Annotated in this window: 13 protein-coding genes; 6 read left to right on the top strand and 7 right to left on the bottom strand. The window is 72.6% G+C overall.

Annotated features, from left to right (window positions below):
• Positions 1-75 precede the first annotated feature (75 nt).
• From ACZ4SA_RS27395 to ACZ4SA_RS27370, 6 genes are all read left to right on the top strand, one after another.
• Entirely contained in the window at positions 76-1,479 is a 1,404-nt protein-coding gene (locus tag ACZ4SA_RS27395; RefSeq protein WP_468279566.1) for an NADP-dependent succinic semialdehyde dehydrogenase, read from the top strand.
• Positions 1,480-1,481: 2 nt separating this feature from the next.
• Complete coding sequence (locus tag ACZ4SA_RS27390) at positions 1,482-2,447, top strand: LLM class F420-dependent oxidoreductase (RefSeq protein WP_468279564.1); 966 nt, start codon at positions 1,482-1,484, stop codon at positions 2,445-2,447.
• Positions 2,448-2,456: 9 nt separating this feature from the next.
• Positions 2,457-2,993, top strand: coding sequence for a cysteine hydrolase family protein (locus ACZ4SA_RS27385; RefSeq protein ID WP_468279561.1), 537 nt, complete (start codon positions 2,457-2,459; stop codon positions 2,991-2,993).
• Between the two features lie 200 nt (positions 2,994-3,193).
• Complete coding sequence (locus ACZ4SA_RS27380) at positions 3,194-3,475, top strand: STAS domain-containing protein (RefSeq protein WP_468279558.1); 282 nt, start codon at positions 3,194-3,196, stop codon at positions 3,473-3,475.
• Complete coding sequence (locus ACZ4SA_RS27375) at positions 3,472-4,395, top strand: anti-sigma factor RsbA family regulatory protein (protein WP_468279555.1); 924 nt, start codon at positions 3,472-3,474, stop codon at positions 4,393-4,395. The genes ACZ4SA_RS27380 and ACZ4SA_RS27375 overlap by 4 nt, the downstream gene beginning before the upstream one ends.
• A gap of 170 nt (positions 4,396-4,565) precedes the next feature.
• Complete coding sequence (locus tag ACZ4SA_RS27370; RefSeq protein ID WP_468279554.1) at positions 4,566-4,922, top strand: hypothetical protein; 357 nt, start codon at positions 4,566-4,568, stop codon at positions 4,920-4,922.
• Positions 4,923-5,021: 99 nt separating this feature from the next.
• Here ACZ4SA_RS27370 and ACZ4SA_RS27365 read toward each other — a convergent pair whose 3' ends face one another.
• The 7 genes from ACZ4SA_RS27365 to ACZ4SA_RS27335 are packed head-to-tail and all read right to left on the bottom strand — an operon-like array spanning position 5,022 to position 17,474.
• Positions 5,022-5,894 carry a peptidoglycan-binding protein gene (locus tag ACZ4SA_RS27365; RefSeq protein ID WP_468279551.1) on the bottom strand — a complete coding sequence of 291 codons (873 nt, stop codon included), beginning with the start codon at positions 5,892-5,894 and terminating at the stop codon, positions 5,022-5,024.
• A gap of 25 nt (positions 5,895-5,919) precedes the next feature.
• Complete coding sequence (locus ACZ4SA_RS27360; RefSeq protein ID WP_468279549.1) at positions 5,920-7,485, bottom strand: DUF6519 domain-containing protein; 1,566 nt, start codon at positions 7,483-7,485, stop codon at positions 5,920-5,922.
• A gap of 48 nt (positions 7,486-7,533) precedes the next feature.
• Positions 7,534-9,702: a hypothetical protein gene (locus ACZ4SA_RS27355; RefSeq protein ID WP_468279547.1), complete on the bottom strand. Its 2,169-nt coding sequence runs from the start codon at positions 9,700-9,702 to the stop codon at positions 7,534-7,536.
• Entirely contained in the window at positions 9,699-13,490 is a 3,792-nt protein-coding gene (locus ACZ4SA_RS27350; protein ID WP_468279544.1) for a putative baseplate assembly protein, read from the bottom strand. Before ACZ4SA_RS27350 ends, ACZ4SA_RS27355 begins: the two co-directional genes overlap by 4 nt.
• Entirely contained in the window at positions 13,487-16,753 is a 3,267-nt protein-coding gene (locus tag ACZ4SA_RS27345) for a putative baseplate assembly protein (protein ID WP_468279541.1), read from the bottom strand. Before ACZ4SA_RS27345 ends, ACZ4SA_RS27350 begins: the two co-directional genes overlap by 4 nt.
• A complete protein-coding gene (locus tag ACZ4SA_RS27340) occupies positions 16,750-17,127 on the bottom strand; it encodes a GPW/gp25 family protein (RefSeq protein WP_468279539.1) in 378 nt (125 codons plus the stop codon). The genes ACZ4SA_RS27345 and ACZ4SA_RS27340 overlap by 4 nt, the downstream gene beginning before the upstream one ends.
• On the bottom strand, positions 17,124-17,474 hold the full coding sequence (locus ACZ4SA_RS27335) for a hypothetical protein (RefSeq protein WP_468279537.1): 351 nt from the start codon (positions 17,472-17,474) through the stop codon (positions 17,124-17,126). The genes ACZ4SA_RS27340 and ACZ4SA_RS27335 overlap by 4 nt, the downstream gene beginning before the upstream one ends.
• Positions 17,475-17,487 lie beyond the last annotated feature (13 nt).

The following is a 17,487-nucleotide window of genomic DNA, read 5'->3' as shown; positions in this document are numbered from 1 at the left end:
CGTCGCGGCACAGCACAGGACCCGCCCCGGCCCGGCACAGGAGCCGCCCGGCACAGCACACGAGGAGGACCGTTCATGCCCATCGCCACCGTCAACCCCGCGACCGGCGAGACCCTCAAGACCTACGAAGCGCTGGGTCCCGAGGAGATCGAGCGACGTCTCGCCCTGGCCCGGTCCGCCTTCGAGCACCACCGCACCCTGCCCTTCGGTGACCGGGCGGCCCTGCTGAACCGGGCAGCCGACCTGCTGGAAGAGGACCAGCAGGACATCGCCCGGGTGATGACCACGGAGATGGGCAAGCCGATCGGCGCCGCCCGCGCCGAGGCGGCCAAGTGCGTCAAGGCCATGCGGTGGTACGCAGACCATGCCGAGAAGCTCCTGGCCGACGAGCATCCGCCGGCCGCCGACGTCGAGGACTCCGGAGCCGAACGGGCCACCGTCCGCTACCGGCCGCTCGGAGTGATCCTTGCCGTCATGCCGTGGAACTTCCCCCTCTGGCAGGTCGTCCGCTTCGCGGCACCCGCCCTCATGGCCGGCAACGTCGGCCTGCTCAAGCACGCGTCGAACGTGCCCCGGACCGCGCTGTACCTGGAGGACCTGTTCAGCCGTGCCGGATATCCGCAGGGCTGCTTCCAGACCCTGCTCGTCGGCTCCGACGCGATCGAGTCCGTCCTGCGCGACCCCCGGGTGGCCGCCGCGACACTGACCGGCAGTGAGGGCGCAGGCCGGGCCGTCGCCACCGTGGCGGGCGACGAGATCAAGAAGACCGTGCTGGAGCTCGGTGGCAGCGACGCCTTCGTCGTCATGCCGTCCGCGGACCTCGAGCGCGCGGTGAGCACCGCGGTGACAGCCCGCGTCCAGAACAACGGCCAGTCCTGCATCGCCGCGAAGCGGTTCATCGTGCACTCCGACGTGTACGACGACTTCTGCGACCGCTTCACGGCCGCCATGAACGATCTCACTGTGGGCGACCCGATGGACGAGGCCACGGACGTCGGCCCGCTGGCCAGTGAGCGGGGCCGCGAGGATCTCGAGGAACTCGTCGACGACGCCGTGAACCGCGGCGCGACGGCACGGTGCGGAGGCCGCCGGCCGAGCCGGCTCGACCGGGGCTGGTACTACGAGCCCACCGTTCTGACCGGCATCACCGAAGAGATGCGCATCCACCACGAGGAGGCCTTCGGACCGGTCGCCTCGGTCTACCGCGTGTCCGATGTCGACGAGGCCGTCGCCGTCGCCAACGACAGCCCCTTCGGCCTCAGCTCGAACGCGTGGACCCGCGACGACGCCGAGGTGGAGCGGTTCGCCCGGGATCTCGAGGCCGGCGGTGTGTTCTTCAACGGGATGACCGCCTCCCACCCGGCGCTGCCGTTCGGCGGCGTCAAACGGTCGGGCTACGGACGTGAGTTGTCCGGTCACGGGATCCGCGAGTTCTGCAACGTCACGACCCTGTGGCACGGCCGGCAGAAGGAGACCTGAGCATGGTGCAGTTCGGATACACGATGATGACCGAGCAGGCCGGGCCGCGGGAGCTCGTGGGCCATGTGGTCGCCGCGGAGAAGGCCGGCTTCGACTTCTCCGTCATCTCGGACCACTACTTCCCATGGCTGGCCTCACAGGGCCACGCCCCGTACGCCTGGAGCGTCCTCGGAGCGGCCGCCCAGGCCACGTCGCGCATTCCGCTGATGAGCTACGTGACCTGCCCGACCATGCGCTACCACCCGGCGATCGTCGCCCAGAAGGCAGCGACGGTGCAGCTGCTGTCCGAGGGCCGCTTCCGGCTCGGACTCGGCTCCGGCGAGAACCTCAACGAGCATGTCGTCGGTGCCGACTGGCCCGCCGCGCATGTGCGCCTCGAGATGCTCGACGAGGCGGCCGGCATCATCCGCAGGCTCCTCGACGGCGAGCACGTCACCCACCACGGCGCGCACTTCGACGTCGTCGACGCCAAGCTCTGGGACCTGCCAGAGGAACGGGTGCCGATCGGCGTCGCCGTGTCGGGCGACAAGGCGTGCGCGGTCGCCGGCCGGACGGCGGACCTGGTCATCGCCACCGAGCCGAAGCGGGAACTCCTCGATGCCTTCGACCGGCACGGCGGCTCCGGCAAGCCTCGCGTCGGACAGCTGCCCGTCTGCTACGACACCGACCGCGACGCCGCGGTGAAACGGGCGCACGACCAGTTCCGCTGGGCCCTCGGCGGCTGGCGGGTCAACGCGGAGCTCCCGGGACCCCCCTCGTTCGAGGAGGCCACCGCACTGGTCACGCAGGACGACGTCGCCGAGGCGATCCCCTGCGGTGACGACGTCGGCGCCTTCACCGAGGCGGTACGCCCCTATGCCGAAGCGGGCTTCACGGATGTCGCCCTTGTCCAGGTCGGCGGCGACCAGCAACAGCCCTTCCTGCACTGGGCGCAGAGCACACTGCTGCCCGCGCTGCGCGCACTGTGAGGTGGTGAGATGGGCGGCAGCGCGGTCATCGTCATCGACATGATCAACACCTACGATCATGCCGACGCCGACCTGCTGCTGCCCTCCGTCGAAATGGTGGTGCCTGCTGTGGTACGCCTGCTCGAGAGCGCGCGCGGCCAAGGGATCCCTGTCGTCTACGTCAACGACAACTTCGGCGAGTGGCGTTCCCACCACGGCGAGATCCTGCGGACCGCCCTGTCCGGCGACCACGCCCACCTCGTCGAGCCCGTGCAGCCCGACGAGAACTCGCTGTTCGTCCTGAAGGCCCGCCACTCGATCTTCTACGAGACGCCGCTGGCCTATCTGCTCAGCCAGCTGGACGTCCGGCACGTCGTGCTCTGCGGTCAGGTGACCGAGCAGTGCGTCCTGTACTCCGCCCTCGACGCCCACATCCGCCGCCTGGACGTGAGCGTGCCGCGGGACGCCGTCGCCCACATCCACGAGGACCTGGCGGACGCCGCGCTGCGCATGATGCGGCGCAACATGGCCGCCGAGATCGTCACCGTCGACACCGTGCGCTTCTGACCGCCGGGTCCGTGCACTGCCGGGCGGTGCCGCAGTCCTCGCCCGACCAGGTGTCGAACCGTCGCACCGGCCCGCCCTGAGCCGTGGGATGATGCCCGAGTACCCCAGGTATTGGAGGTCCGCGGGTGGCTGACTCGTACGACGCGGACCCGCAGGAAGCACCGTTGCCCCAAAGGGTGGCCGCATTGAAGATCCGTCCGATGACGGACCCGCCGGGAATGCATGTGACCGGCGAGGTCGTCCTGACCACGCACGACGCGTGGGAGCATGCGCTCGAGGACCTGGTCGCAGGTGAAGGCGACGTCCACCTGGACCTCGCCGGAGTGACGTTCGTCGACGTCGCGGGCGCATCCGCGGTGGCCGTCGCCGCCCAGCACCTCGGCACCGGACGACGCATGGTCCTGCAGAGGCCGCCGCGCACACTGCGCCGCGCACTGGAGATGTTCTGGTCGGATCTGACGGTGATCAAGGTGACGCGATGACCCGCGTCGCCGATCCGTTCGTCCACCCTGCGCTGTTCTACCGGGGCACCGAGGAGTATCTGGCCGGGACGGTGCCGTTCATCCGGGACGGTCTCGCCGCGGGCGCGCCGGCGGCGGTGGCGGTCCCCGGCAGCAAGCTCGCACTGCTGAAGGCGGCGCTGGGGGCGGACGCAGAGGCCGTGCACTTCGTCGACATGGAGGACGCCGGCCGCAACCCGGGGCGGATCATTCCCCGGGTCCTTCGAGCCTTCGCGGACGCCCATCCGACCGGGCGGGTACACATCGTCGGCGAGCCGATCTGGCCGGGCCGTACGCCGGTCGAGTACCCCGCCTGCGTCCAGCACGAGGCGCTGATCAACGCCGCTTTCCATGGCCGGAGCGTCACTATCCTCTGTCCGTACGACGCCGCAGCGCTCGATGCCGAGGTCCTCGCCGACGCGTACGCCACGCACCCGGTCGTCGTCGAGGGAGGCAGGCGCGAGCGCAGCGGCACGTTCGACCCCGACGGCGTCGTTGCCGCCTACAACCGGCCGTTGGCCCGGCCACCGCACGCCGACACCTTGATGTTCGACGCCGAACGCCTCCCCGACGCGCGGAACTTCGCGGTCGAACAGGCAAAGGCCCTGGGCCTGGCCGGCGAACGCCTGGAGGACTTCGCCCTGGCCGTCGCCGAGCTGACCACCAACAGCGTGGTGCACGGCGGCGGATCCGGCACCGTGGCGGTGTGGGCGGACGACGGCCAGATCCTGTGCGACGTCAGGGACTCCGGGCAGCTGAGCGACCCACTGGCGGGTCGCCGCCCGCCCGCCCGCGACCAGATCGGCGGCCGGGGCCTGCTGATGGTCCACTACCTCTCGGACCTGGTCCGCGTCCATACCGGCCTGGAGGGCACCGCGATCCGTTTCCACCTTGCGACCTGACGGCCCCAGGTGGCGGCCTCAGGGCGAAGCACCAGGTGACGGCATATGTGGAGGACGCTGCGGCTATCCTGTGGGGCGCGCGCCGACGCGCGTGCAGCATGCCCGGGAACCGGGTGAACCCCCCGACATGCCGGAGCCTTGTTCGGTGGCACGGTGGAAACGGAGCCGTCATGGACCAGCAGCACTTCGAGACGATCACCTCGTTCGTCGAGGACCGGCTCCGCCCGCTCTTCGACGCCGAGACCGGCAGCGACCACGGCTTCGGCATGGACGACGCCTCCCGAGCCCTGCGCGCACTGCGCGGCTCCGTGTCGAGCGCGGCGGCAGTCAAAGGGATCCTCGAACAGCGCCCCACGGCAGAGGCCGAGCTCCGACAGGTCATGGACCAGACCATCGCGCACAACTGGGACCAGCTGGTCGCCGTCGCGCGGCACTGGGAGGACCACCCCGACTTCCGGCCCGCTTTCAAGCGCGGCTCCTGGGACTTCGACACCGAGCCGTCGGGCACGGCCGCCGCGCAGGGCTGAGCGGCACCGCCCGGCTCACCGCAATGACGGCGTGCGACGGCCGGGCGGCACCGTGCCCAGCGCACCGTACCGCCCGGCCGTTCGGCGAGGGGCCGCCGGTCAGACGTTGGGGACCTTGAGCTTGTCCCAGCTCGTCCGGCCCGGAATGCCGTCCGCGTCGCTGCCCGAGTAGCCGAGCTTGCGCTGCCACGCGGCGTACGACTTGCGGTCGGCCTCGGACCAGTTGGGCCCGGGGCCCACCTCGTAGCGGCCGCAGCCCTCGGCCACCAGGCGCTTGCCCATCGCCGTGATGATGGCGCTGCGCCGGCCCACCTGGAAGAACGCCGCACCGGGAAACGGCTCGTACGTCGGAGCGGGCGGATCCGTCGGCCCCGGCGGCCTGCCGCCGAGCCGTTCCTGGATACGGCTGCGCATCGAGTCCATGGTGAACCCGCGCGGATCGACCTTCCCCGGCTGCCATTCCTTGTGCCCGATCACCGAGCGGTGCGTCCAGCCGTGGGCGCGGCAGATCGCGGCCGCCGCCTTCTCGATGGCCTCCAGCTGCGCCCCCGGCCACGGGTCCTTCCCGTCGCCGAGGTTGATGCATTCGAAACCGTAGAAATGGCGGTTGCCATCGGTGTTGGCCTCGTTGTCCGGCGGCAGCGTCGACTCGTTGATCACGGCGCGCAGCACGTCGTCGTCGCCGAGCCCGGCGTGGTTGGCGCGGCCGTTGCCCACGAGGTACACCGTGCCGTCCTTGGCGATCACCCCGTGGCAGAGCGGGCCGGGCAGGCTCGAGTAGCCGTTGTAGCAGAGCTCGACGGAGCTCGTGGTGCCCGAAGTCACGGTGTGGTGGATCATCACGCCGTTCACCGGCCCCCAGGGGCCCTTGTGGTTGCGGTTGTGTGTGCGCCAACTGCGGTGCTCGACCACTCGCAGTCCCTCGTTGCGTAAGGCCCTGAGCAGTTTGTCCGCGGACAGAGGCGTTGCCATCGTGGTGCTCCTTCCCGGGAGACGGTCAGTTCTCGGGCCGTCCCTGATCGATTTGCCCGGTGGCGGGCCCGGCCGAACTCCCGGCGGCGGAACGCTCCGCCGCGACGGCCTCCTCCTCCGCGCTCGCCTCCGCGGCGAGCGCCTCCGCGTCCGCCGCGGGGATCGGCGCAGCCAACGCTCCGAAGACCAGGCGGAGATCGGCCACCGACCCTTCGCCGAGCACCCACGCCAGTGGTGCGTGGTGCACCCGGACGCCGTGCGGGGAGCGCAGCAGCGGGCGCCGGGCGGCGTCCGTCGGCCACTCGACACTGCCCGTCGCCGTCCGCGCCGGCACCGTCCAGAAGTCACCGCTACGGTAGGTCCGTCCCGGCTCGAAGTACACGAACACCCCGTCCTCCAGGGGCAGCCAGGTGCCCTCCTCGATCCGCAGCGCGCCGCCCCGCACCTTCGGCGCGCCGCCCTTGGACCGGGCGGAGCCCGCAGGGCGGGAGCCGGGGCGGTGGTCCCAGCGGCGGAGGTACGGGTTCAGTCCGGGACGGCGGCCCACCGAGGGGGGCGGTTCGGCGGACAGGCGCACCCGGCGTCCGGGCCAGTCGAGTTCCTCGATCCTCAGCAGCGGCAGGGGCTCCCGGCGGCTGGTGTAGGCGGTGTCGACGAGCTCGACCCAGTCGCCGACGTTCAGATCGAGCTTGTCGTCGCTGCCGAGCGACGCCAACTGCGCCCAGGTACCGTCGAGTTCATCGACCGGGAAGGTCACCGAGCCGTTCTCCCTCGACCACTTGAACGTCGAGTCCTTCGCCGCGCCGCCCTCGTGGATCTCCACCCGGTACAGCTGGTTCTCCGGGCCGCGGTAGCGGGCGTCCGGCTTCACCAGGCACGGGTCCTCGTCCGCGTGGTCCGGCCGCTCGCTGCGTGCGGCCAGCCGGGCCGTCGGCGCCTGCGCCGCCGCCCACTTGTCGAACGCCTCGCGCACCTGGTCCTTCGTGGCGCCGTCCGCCACGTCCAGCTCCGAGCCGGGCACGGGCACTACCTGCCACACCACCTTCAGCCTGGCGGCCGTGTCGGGCATCGCGGAGCCCAGGGCCACCTCGCGCAGCAGCGGATCCTCCGCCGCGGTGACCGTCCGTTCCCACACCTTGAGGCAGGCCAGATAGGGGAACTGGGTGGGCAGCCGGTCGCCCGGACGCTCGGGGTCGCGATAACCGTCGGGCTGGTCCCAGTACGTCCAAGTGGCAGGCGGCTCCGTGGTGTTCGGGGTCGCCTCGTCGGTACCGCCGTCGTCGACGACGGGGACGCCGGGCGCCGGGCGGGTCGCGTCGACGAGGATGCCGTCCACGTAGTAGCGGCCGGCGCCGATGGACAGGTCGTCGAGCTCCCGGCTGCCGCCGAGGAAACGCACCTCGAAACCGGCCGTGCCGCGCGGGCCGCCGTGCGCGCCGATCAGGTCGGACGCGAGGGTACGGGCCTGGTGCAGCTGGATCGCCGCCTGCTCGTTGGCGTCCGCGTCCAGCTGGACACGGCCCTGCTGCGCGACCACCGCCGAGTAGTGCCGGTCCGGCCGGAAGGTGTCACGGGAGATGTCAGCGTGCATGAGGAGGGGTCCCCCTAGATGAGATTCGCCAGTCGGAAGAAGGTGGTGTCAGGTGACGGGGATGATCCCGGCGTCCGTCCCGGCCGGGGTGTACTCGGCGAGCCGGGCCCGCAGGCTGTCCTCGCGCTGCGGCTCGTACAGATCGTGGAAGACGCCCATCTGCGAACCGTCGTCGGCGCCCCGCCGGATCTCGTCGGGGCAACCGTCCGACAGCCGGCCGTAGTCGGGAGTGCCGTACCGCTCGCCGGCCAGGAGCGGCCGCACCGGCGGCGCGCCGTCGTTCCCTGCGAGATCCGGTTGGCACCGATGGCGGCGGGGTGTGCGCGAGCCGGGTGGAACGTACGAGAAACGCAGACAGCCGACGCCTCGCCGGGCCACCCGCATCCGGCCGGTGAAGATGCTGTTCTCGCCGATCTCGACCGCGTGCGTGTGCACTTCGCCGATGACCGTGGTGCGGTACGCGTGCAGCACCGCGTGCGCGTGACGGCAGTCGGGGGCCGACAACGCGGCACGGTCGTGGCCCGTGGCGTCCAGGATGCTGTCCCGGATGTGGATGGGCAGCGGATCGTGGTTCACCTCGTCGCCGATCACCTCGATCGTGCCGAGGATGCTGCGCTCGATCTGCACGCACGCCGTGGTCCGGTCCAGGACCAGGCTCGGCTCCTCGGGGGAGTGCGGATCGCACTCCGGCTCCAGCGACCAGCCGGGCACCAGACTGCAGTGCCGCAGCACCACCGCGCCGACCGGACCGCTGACGTTGAGCCCCCGGCCGGTGACGAGCAGACCGTCCAGCACGATCCGCGGCGCGTCGGGGCCGGGGCCGCAGTCGTCCTCGCGGGCGCGGATGTTGAGGGCGTCCGGCCGGTTGCTGTACCAGTCGAGCAGCCGGATCACCGGACGGCAGCCCTCGGCGGCCCGCAGCTCCAGCCGGTCGCCTCGCTCCAGGTCGAAGTCCAGCTGCTCCTGGTAGGCCCCGCTGTGGGTGATCTCGATGACGCCTTCCGGACCGCTGCGCCCGGCCCGCCGGTCACCGCGCCACTGCTCGTACGCGTCCATGATCCGCTGGAAACGCTGCCCCGGGCCCACCCGGTAGAACTCCGCCGCCGGCGAGGTGTCGCGCTCGCGCGGGTACTCGCCGCCGCCGATGTCGTCGCCGAACGCGTGGTGGTACGTGACCCACACCCCTTGCCGGGGCGCCGTGCGCGAACCGAAGGCGATCCGCCCGAGCACCGGGTCGACGGCCACCTGACCGCGCCGGGGCCGGTAGCGCCACTGGGAGAGGTCCGCCACGACGAGGTCGGACATCGGCACCGGCTCGTCCTGGCCGTCCCGCCGGATGGTGAAGCTCTTGCCCGGCCCGTAATGGTCGGCGAGCCGTTCGCTGAGCTGCCGTCGGCGGATGTACGCGGGCACGTTGTCGATCGTCGCGATGTGCGTCGCCGACGGCTCCGGCACCGGCCTGGTCACCAGCGGGCTGTCGTTGCCGAGGATCGAGAACGTGTACAGGCTCCGCGCCCGGTCGATGCAGTACGCCGGCGCACGCGTGACCTGGTACGGCTTCAGCCGCCACACGAACAGCCCCACGCCCGCGGGGGACCAGCCGCCCTGCCGCCGGGCGGAGCCGGCCCTGCGCACATCGACCGACCGGGCGGCCGTGCCGAACGGGCCGCCTGCCAGGTCGAGTCCGCAGCCGTCCCGTACGTCTGCCAGCCGGCCGCGCTCCAGCCGGCGGGCATCGGCCGCGGCCGTGCTCGAGCCGTACAACCTGACCGGCTGCTGGTGGGCGACCAGCCGGGAGAACTCGACCGCGCGGGCCGGCCAACCCGCGACCTCCTGCGCCAGCTCCTCCAGCAGATGCAGTGTGCCCTTGCGGCGCCGGTTGGCGACGGTCCGGGCCACGTCACGGCGCGGCGCGAGCGCCTCGGCGAGCCGCCTGCGTGACTCGTCCTCGCCCGCGTCGCCCAGCCCTTGGGCCGGCACCCGTTCGTAGCCGGGCAGCGGGGTGTGGCCCACCAGATCGCCCAGATACGGCAGCACCCAGGGGGCCGCGGTCTCCACGAACAGGTCCTCGTAGCCCTGTTCCACGCCGTCGCGTACCCGGTCGACCTGCTCGGCGATCACCGCGAGGAGGGCGCGCAGCGGCTCCCCGTGCTCGGCGTCGCGGAGCCGGTGCCACTGCGGCAGCAGCTCCGCGAGCCCGTCCGGTTCCCTGCTCATGCCGTGACCTCCGTCAGAATCAGCGTGTCGGCGACCTGCGGTGTCAGCAGGGCGAGTTGGGCGGGCCGGATGCCGCGGAAGACGAACACCGCGCGCCCTTTCTCCAGCGGGCGTGTGTCGGTGATGTCCGGGTTGAGCCGCAGCAGCTCGGCGAGCGGGATGCCGTTCCGACCGGCGACGGCGGTCAGCGTCTCGCCCTCCTCCGCGGTGACGCGGTACACCACTTCGTCGTACTCGGCGAGCCGCGCGCCAACCGCGGTCCGGGGCTCACCCATCCGGTCCGCGAGACCGGCCAGCTCACCCGGGGTGACCGAGGCGGGCACCCCCTCGAACAGGTCCACGTCGACGAAGTCGACCCCCGGCACCCGGTGGGCGCTCGCCATCACCTCCGACAGCCGCGCCGGACGGCCCAGCTCCCTGCGGCCCGGCCCGAACTCCCGCAGCAGAGCCTGCCGCAGCCCGGGTTCGACCACCTGCCAGCTGTGGTCCGGGGTGACCTTCACCTTCGCCGCCAGCAGCAGGAGGACCAGCTCGCGGACGTCCACCCGCACCGGCAGCCGCGCGTCGCCGTACTGGGCGAGCGACGACCGCAGAGCCCGCAGCACGTCGGAGTCGCCTGAGAGGGGGATGTCGTCGACGCCTGACACCGTCACGTGCAGCACCCGGCGACGCCCGTCGAAGACCTCCCGCGCCACGGCGCGGCCGATGCCCGCCCGGGAGCGCGCGAAGTCCTCATAGTCCCGCACCGACACCAGCCGGTCGAGCGCCGAGACGGACAGCGGGATCGTGCGCCGGGTCAGGCCCGGCCCGTCGGCGTCCGCGCCGCCCGTCGCCGCCTGCGGGTTGGTGACACCGGTGACGCCGAGCGGGCGGGTGACGGCCTGGGTGATGCGGTTCGCCCGCACGTTCGCCGCCCGGCCCGTGCCGAAGCGGTAGCGGGCCCGGACGTTCTCGCTGCCGCTGGGCAGCCGGGCGCCGTGCACCCCGTCGCCGAACGTCACCGTGGGACGGCCGTCGCCGGTCGTGCCCGTCACATAGACGCGGTCGCGGGGGCCGCGCCCCGCGAGACTGTCCACCTCGTGCCACAGCAGGCCGTCCACGCGGACCTCCAGCGCCGGTTCGGCGCCCAGGGGATTGTCGGCGGGCAGCCACGTCAGCGGCGACTGCCACAGGGCGAACGTCTGATGGGCGCGATCGGCGTCGCCGCTGCCGATCGGTTCGTCCCTGCTCTCCCCGTGGGTCGCCGCCACCACGTTGCCGAGCACGCGAACCGTGTCGCGGCGGTAGCGGTAGGCCAGATCGGTGGTGAGCGTCAGCCTGGTGTGCACGTGATCGCCGGGCAGCAGCGGGTCCACGACCTGCTCGACGCCGGCGACGACGACCACCTCGGTGCCCGTGATCCCCGACCCGGTCGCCGCTCCCGGCAGCACGTCCGCACGCTCGCCCGACACCACCAACTGCCGGCCGGGCCGCAAACCGTCGTACAGCTCGGCCAGTTCCAGCTCGTTGCCGTGGACGTCCTCGCCCAGCGGCTCGTCGGCGAGCCGCAGCGGCTGACCGCCCGCGTGGACGGTGGCGTCACGGATGTTGGACAGCAGCACGTCGTGCTCGTCCAGCCAGGGGTCCGCCAGCGTCAGCTCCGTGCCCCGGCCCGTGACGCCGAAGTCGGTGTACACAGCGGTGCGCACCGCGGTGACCCTGGTGGTGACGAAGGCGAGCTCCGGGTCGCCGGGAATCCCGTCCGGCGGTGCCTGCCCCTTCCGGGGACGCTCCACGGCGACCCAGCTGCCGACCGTGATCGAGTCCTGGACGGAGTCGAGCGCGAGGACGTGCCGATTGGCCGGTTCCGGGACCGTGGCGATGCCGATCTCGACGTTCGCGGGCTCACTGCCCACCGTGTACCGGACCGTCAGCTCGTGGTCGCCGTGCCGGATCTGGTGGTGCTCGCCGGGCGCCAGCAGCCAGCTCTTCGTCTCACCGTTGTGCACGGCCACACGGACGCGGCCGTCGTCGCCCGGTCGGGACACGAACAGCGTCCGCTCGGGCAGACCGTCCTCCAGCCGGGCGGTGACCCCCGGCTCCTGCGAATCCGCCGGACGCCGGCTCAGCCAGCTCAGGTCATGGTCCTGGCCGGCCCGGGTGCGCAGCGTGATCCGCCCGGGGCCCAGGTCGAACGACTTCTCCGACGGCAGATTCTGCGAGAGCTGCACCGACGAACCCGTCTCGGTGTGCTGGAACTCGGCGCGTACCGGAACCCGCCCCGCCGGGTCGTAGACGACCCGCATCGACGTCAGCGCCGCACCCGTCAGCGGCCAGTCCGTCTGCCTGATCACCCGGCCGCGGGCGTCCTGCACCGGCCGCAGCGGGGCGGTCGAACCGAACGGGGCCGCCCGCACCCGCATCGCCAGCAGCTCGTGCAGCAGGGGCTGCGGCGCCGGGGCGGCCTGCCGCCACGCCGGGTAGAGGACGTCCGCCACCCGCGGATCCAGTGCCGACAGCAGCTGCGCCCCCAGGTCCGAGCCCGGCGCCGACGCAGGGCGGATGCCGCCCGAGCGCGCTCCCGCACCGAGCCGGACATTCCTGGTGCGCAGCGCGGGGAGTACGTCGCCGAGCGCCTTCAGAGCGGAGGCGCCCGGCGACAGCCGCGCCTGATCGGGCGGCGCCGGGCGGGACGGCTCCAGGTCGGCGGCCCGCTCGCGCAGATCGCCGACCACCGCCTCCAACTGCTCGAACCAGGCGGCCACATCCTCGTGGGCCGCGGACACGGCCTGGGCCTCCGCCAGCCGTTCGTGCGGGCCGGTGAGGCGAGCGGCAAAGGCGGCGGGCGACTTGACCGAGTCCAGATCCGCCCGCAAAGGGGCCAGCACCTGGGCGTCGAACTCCTCGATGTACCGGCTCACCGGACGCGGGTTGGGATTGTCCGGGGCCGGCTCCCCGTCCTCTACCTCCCGCTCGTCCTCGGTGATCCACTCCCGCAGTTCGTCGACGATCTCGCTCAGCATCGGCGGCGCCGACTGCGGCAGCCCGATCACGGTGACGTCGTCGTCCCGGTCGACCCGCAGCCGGGCGACGGTCAGGAGCCGGTGGTCGCCCTGTGTGGCGGCACGGCCCGCGTCACTCCCGCCCCGTTCACCGCCGAAGACGAACAGCAGCCGGTCCCCGGTGTTCAGCGCCGACGCCGTCCCCGCGATCTGGATCTGCGAGCGCCGCGCGAGGTCGGCCGGGACGAGCAGCGACGGCCTGCGCCGCCGCACCGCCAGTTCGTTCCACGACGCGCGGGCGGTGAGGTCCTCGCTCGTCTCGAAGACCTGCGACTGCTCGTCGGACGTCGTCGGCACGCTGTTGCTGCGTGCGCCCCGCGGAATCACCACGGAGACCTCGGCCTCCCGCGGATCCCGGTCCAGGGTGTACGCGAGATGCGTGTCGGCGGCGACACCCGGACGGGGCCGGTGTCCCACCAGCCGCCCGAGCAGCGCCAGCGAGCGGTGCTCGTTCGCCGTGCGCAGGTACGCCTCGTCAGCGTTGCGCTCCGAGTGGAACGTGAGGAGGTCCCCGACGACCGCCCACGACTGCAGCAGCCCGATCGCCGGATCGTCGGGCGTACGCACCGTCAGGCCCCGCAGCGCCGGATGGGCGGGCGAGGCCAGCCGGTCCAGCATGGCCGCCAGGAACGAGCCGTAGTCGCCGACCCGGTAGTCCAGCGACGTACGTCCGGGCGGGTTGTGCAGGGCCGTCGGGGCGTGGCGCTCGTCGTGGCCCCCGCAGCCGCACCCGCACACGCCGTTCATCGCACACCTCCGCCGAGCTCGATGGACAGCCGCCCGTTCTCGGGCCGGTCGGGGTCGTTGTCGCAACGCGCGATCTCCAGCGGGCCGAGCCTCAGCACGCCTGCCTCCAGTGCCGTGTCGTCGAAGTCATCGGTGTCGTACGCGGTGTCCGGCCGCCCCGCGTCGAAGAGCCGCGCCAGGCGGGTCACCCGTACGCTCTCCACGCCCTGGACGGCCGCCGCCGCGGCCACCAGGCGGCTCAGCCGCACCGGTTCGCCGAACGTGAGCGCGTCCGGATGGAAGAAGCCGAGCCGCCCGTCGGGCAATCGTCCGCGGCCCAGCAGCCGGTACAGTTCGGCAAGGATCTGCCCGTGCTGATGCCCCGGCGCGGCGCACACCGCGAGCGCGATGTCGAGCGGGACGACCCGTGCCGGTCCGACCACCAGGTCGTGCCCGATGCGCCGGCAGCTTTCGAGCGCGTACGACACCGAGTCGAGCAGCTCCGCGCCCGGCTCGCCGGCGCCCAGCGCGTCGACCGCCACATGCGCCTCCTGCACACTGCCCGTCCAGCGGATCTCCGCCGCCGCCCGCTGAACGCCGGGCAGGCCCGAGGCGAGGGCCGCGTAGTCCGCCGCAGTCACCGCCCGCATCCGGGTGCGCTTCAGATCGAGCGGGGCGAGCTGACGCACCCGCTCCAGCGGCTCCGGTTCCGTGCCGCCCACGGCGGGCAGCGGATTGCGCACCCCCGCGACCGGCAGCGGATCGCCCGCCTCGGACGCGCCCGGGTCGCGGCACAGCACCAGATGGTGGATCGCCTCCGCGCCGACATTGCCCGCCGTGCCGCCGCCGAGCCGGTAGTGCAACTCGAGACGCGTGCCGGGCCGGGGCCTGGCTCCGTGCCTGCCGTCGCCGAAACGCAGCGCGATCCGCCCGTCGTCCTCCAGTTCGCCCACGACGTGCCGGTCCCTGGCGCCGCTCGCCAGCAGATCCCGCCGCGGCGTCCACGCCTGTTCGCCGTCCGTGACGCGCACCGCGGGCAGCGCCTGGCGCGGATCCTGGGCCAGGGCGGACGCAGGGCCGCGCAGTTCTGCCTCATCCGGGTGCAGCCCGCAGGCGTACGCGGGCCCCCAGGTGTGCGCGATCTCCCACGCGATGTCCCCGCCGAGCACCGCGCCCGCACGCGCCCTGGCCGTCAGCACGCCGAGCCTGCGCAGCTTCGCCGCCAGCAGCCGCTCACTGCGGTGCAGCAACTCCCGCAGCGCACGCACCGGGTGGCGGCGAAGCTCGAACCGCTCCAGTACCTTCAGCCCGAACAGCACGGTCAGTTCGGCGATCTCCTCCTCCGTCAGCCCGTCGCAGTCACGGGCGCTGCGCCACAGCTCCACCAGCCGCTGCCGCACCCGTGCCCGTATGCCCGCCAGCCGGACGGCCTGCCCGGCACTGACATGGGCGGGCAGCGGGAACGGCACGCACTGGACGACGGGGGAGCGCTGCAGCCGGGGACGGAACCGAGGCCTGATCCCCGGGTACACGACCTGCGCCAGCAGCGTCTCCAGCGCCTGCGCCTGCTCGTACGAGGTGCCGGGGACCACCTTCTCCCTTCGCCGTCCCGCCAGTTCGAGGCCGAGTCCCGCACGGACCGTCTCCGCCTCGCCGACCACGGCGGCCAGCTCCCGTATCTGCTCGGCGGTGAGGAGCCGGCCGTGCCGGGCCCCGTCGAGCCGTGCCGTGATCAGGTCGGCCGTGGCGTTGCCGGCGTCCGGATCCCAGCAGCCGAAGCCGGACGGGTCGCAGGAGCCGAGCACGGCCGGATCGGGCGGTACCGTCACCGTCTCCGGCGACGTGCCGCAGAACGTCAGCGACCGCCCGTGGTCCACCAGCGCCACATTGGCCCGCGCCACACTGACATCGCCGACCGGTTCGCAGTCACGGCCCGCACGGGCGGCAAGGCACACCGGGAACGCGGGCGCGTCCTCGGCGGCCCAGGTCACCTCCAGCACCGGCTGGTCGCACAGCGCGTCGACGACCGGGGTGACGGAGGTGAGCCGTACGGCCTGTCGGTGCGCCGGGTCGGCGTCCCCCGGCGTTCCGGAGCGCGGCCCGCGCACCTCCTCGATCAACAGCACGTCCCCGGGCCGCAGCCGCAGCTTCCGCGTGGTGCACTCCTCGTCCGCCCACTCGTCGCGCAGGCTCGCGGACGTGGCACCCGTCGGCAGCGAGCACACCTCGTCGCCCCACGTCCAGAAGCGGATCGTGTTGTGTTCGGGGCGCAGGACCAGCGGCTCGCCCGCCACCACCGGCTCGAACACCTCGACGGAACCGCGTTCCCCGAGAACGGCCAGGTCACGGTCCTCGATCACCGCGCCGATCTCGGGACGGTCCCGCGGCCCCAGCGTGCGGACGTCGACGGCGGCGAACCGGAACGTGCCCGGCAGCAGCGTCAGCTCCCGCGCCACCTCCACCGTGACGAAGGCGCGCGCATTGCAGCCGTCGTGCATCGGATAGTCGATCAGCCGCACATGGCGCCGCACGGAAACCCGGCGGCGCGCCGTGTCCAGATAAGCCTCCGTCGCCACGGCGTCCTGCTGGTAGCTGATCCGGTCCCCGGTGTGCGCCAGCAGCTCCACCAGCGTCATTCCGAGATCCGCCGGGTTGCGTTCCACCCAGCCGGGGGTGGTCAGCGCCAGCCGGTCCAGGATCAGCCGGCGGATCGAGTCGTAGTCCCGGGCGGTGTAGTCGATGACCGGCGCCGCGCCGGGTGCGTGCGCCGGCTCCGGCGGCCGGCCCGCCATCTCGTCCTTGCAGTCGAACGGCGTCGGGCAGCCGGCACGGAAGTCGAACCCGGCCGAGAAGTACCGCTGGTCGAATCCGGGGAACGGCTCGGTTCCGGGACGCCCGTACGGGTCCGTGTCCACGACCGAGAGCCGGTAGCGGCTCGTGTCCCCGGACCGGTCCAATGTCACCAGCAGACGGTCGTCGAGTTCCGGGTCCTCCTCGCGCTCCACGGCGACGTCGACGGCCTCGATGCCGGTGATCCGGCGGCCGCCGTCGACACGGATGTTCTCCGGGCCGAGTCCGTGCGGAGCCTTGCCGAGGAACGTGACGGTCAGCGTCAGCCCGTCGTCACCCACCTCCACGGCGTCCACGCCGCCGAGCTGCGCGGCCCGTACCCTGCCGCGCCTGCCGCCACCGCCCCGGACGCCCTCGTGCCTGCCGTCGCCGCGCGTGCCGTCCCCGTGCCTGCCGTCCCCGCGGCGGGCGTGTTCCTCGCTCGTGTTGCTCATGCGGGGGCGCTCCCTTCGAACACCTCGTCGCGACGGCTCTGGGTGGAGCGCACCACGTAGCGCAGATACACCCGGACCACGTTCTCCTCACTCACCACGTCCAGCGCCTCCACCTCGATCAGATCGCCCAGCCAGCGCTGCAGCGACGCCTGCACGGACAGCTCGAGGGCGGAGGCCAGCTCGGGACTGTTGGGCGTGAACACCAGGTCGAGCAGCCCGCAGCCGAAGTCGGGGCGCATCACACGCTCCCCGGGGCTGGTGAACAGCACCTGCTCGACCAGGTCCCGCACATGCGCGTCGTACGAGACGTGTGCGGTGCGCCCACGCCGGTCGGGGCGGAACGGGAAGGCGATGTCGCCGCGTACGGTCCTCATCGGCACATCACCCCCTGCCGCGCCGCGAGGACGACCGGCGGGCCCTGCGGAACAAGGGCCGCACCGAGACAGACGGCCCCCGTGGTGTCCAGCAGCACCGGTTTCCCGTCCACGAGCACGCCACCCGCGTGCGGACTCCACCGGACGGAGGTGCATGGGTGCGGCACCCGGTCGACCGTGTGCGTGCAGCCCGACACGGCGAACGTGTCGGACGCGGTGTGAACAGGCAGCCCGTCGATCCGCACGGCACTCGGCGCGGACGTGGCGAAGACGCGCCCCCCGTGCGGGCAGTGGAGCGCGGCTGCGGCGCTGACGAAGGTCCCGGTGTTCCCGGAGTGTCCGGACAAGACTTCTCTCCCC

This window comes from Streptomyces sp. NPDC027962 (assembly GCF_055566095.1).
Note: the sequence above shows the minus strand (reverse complement) of the source record. Positions and strands in the feature narration are given on the sequence as shown.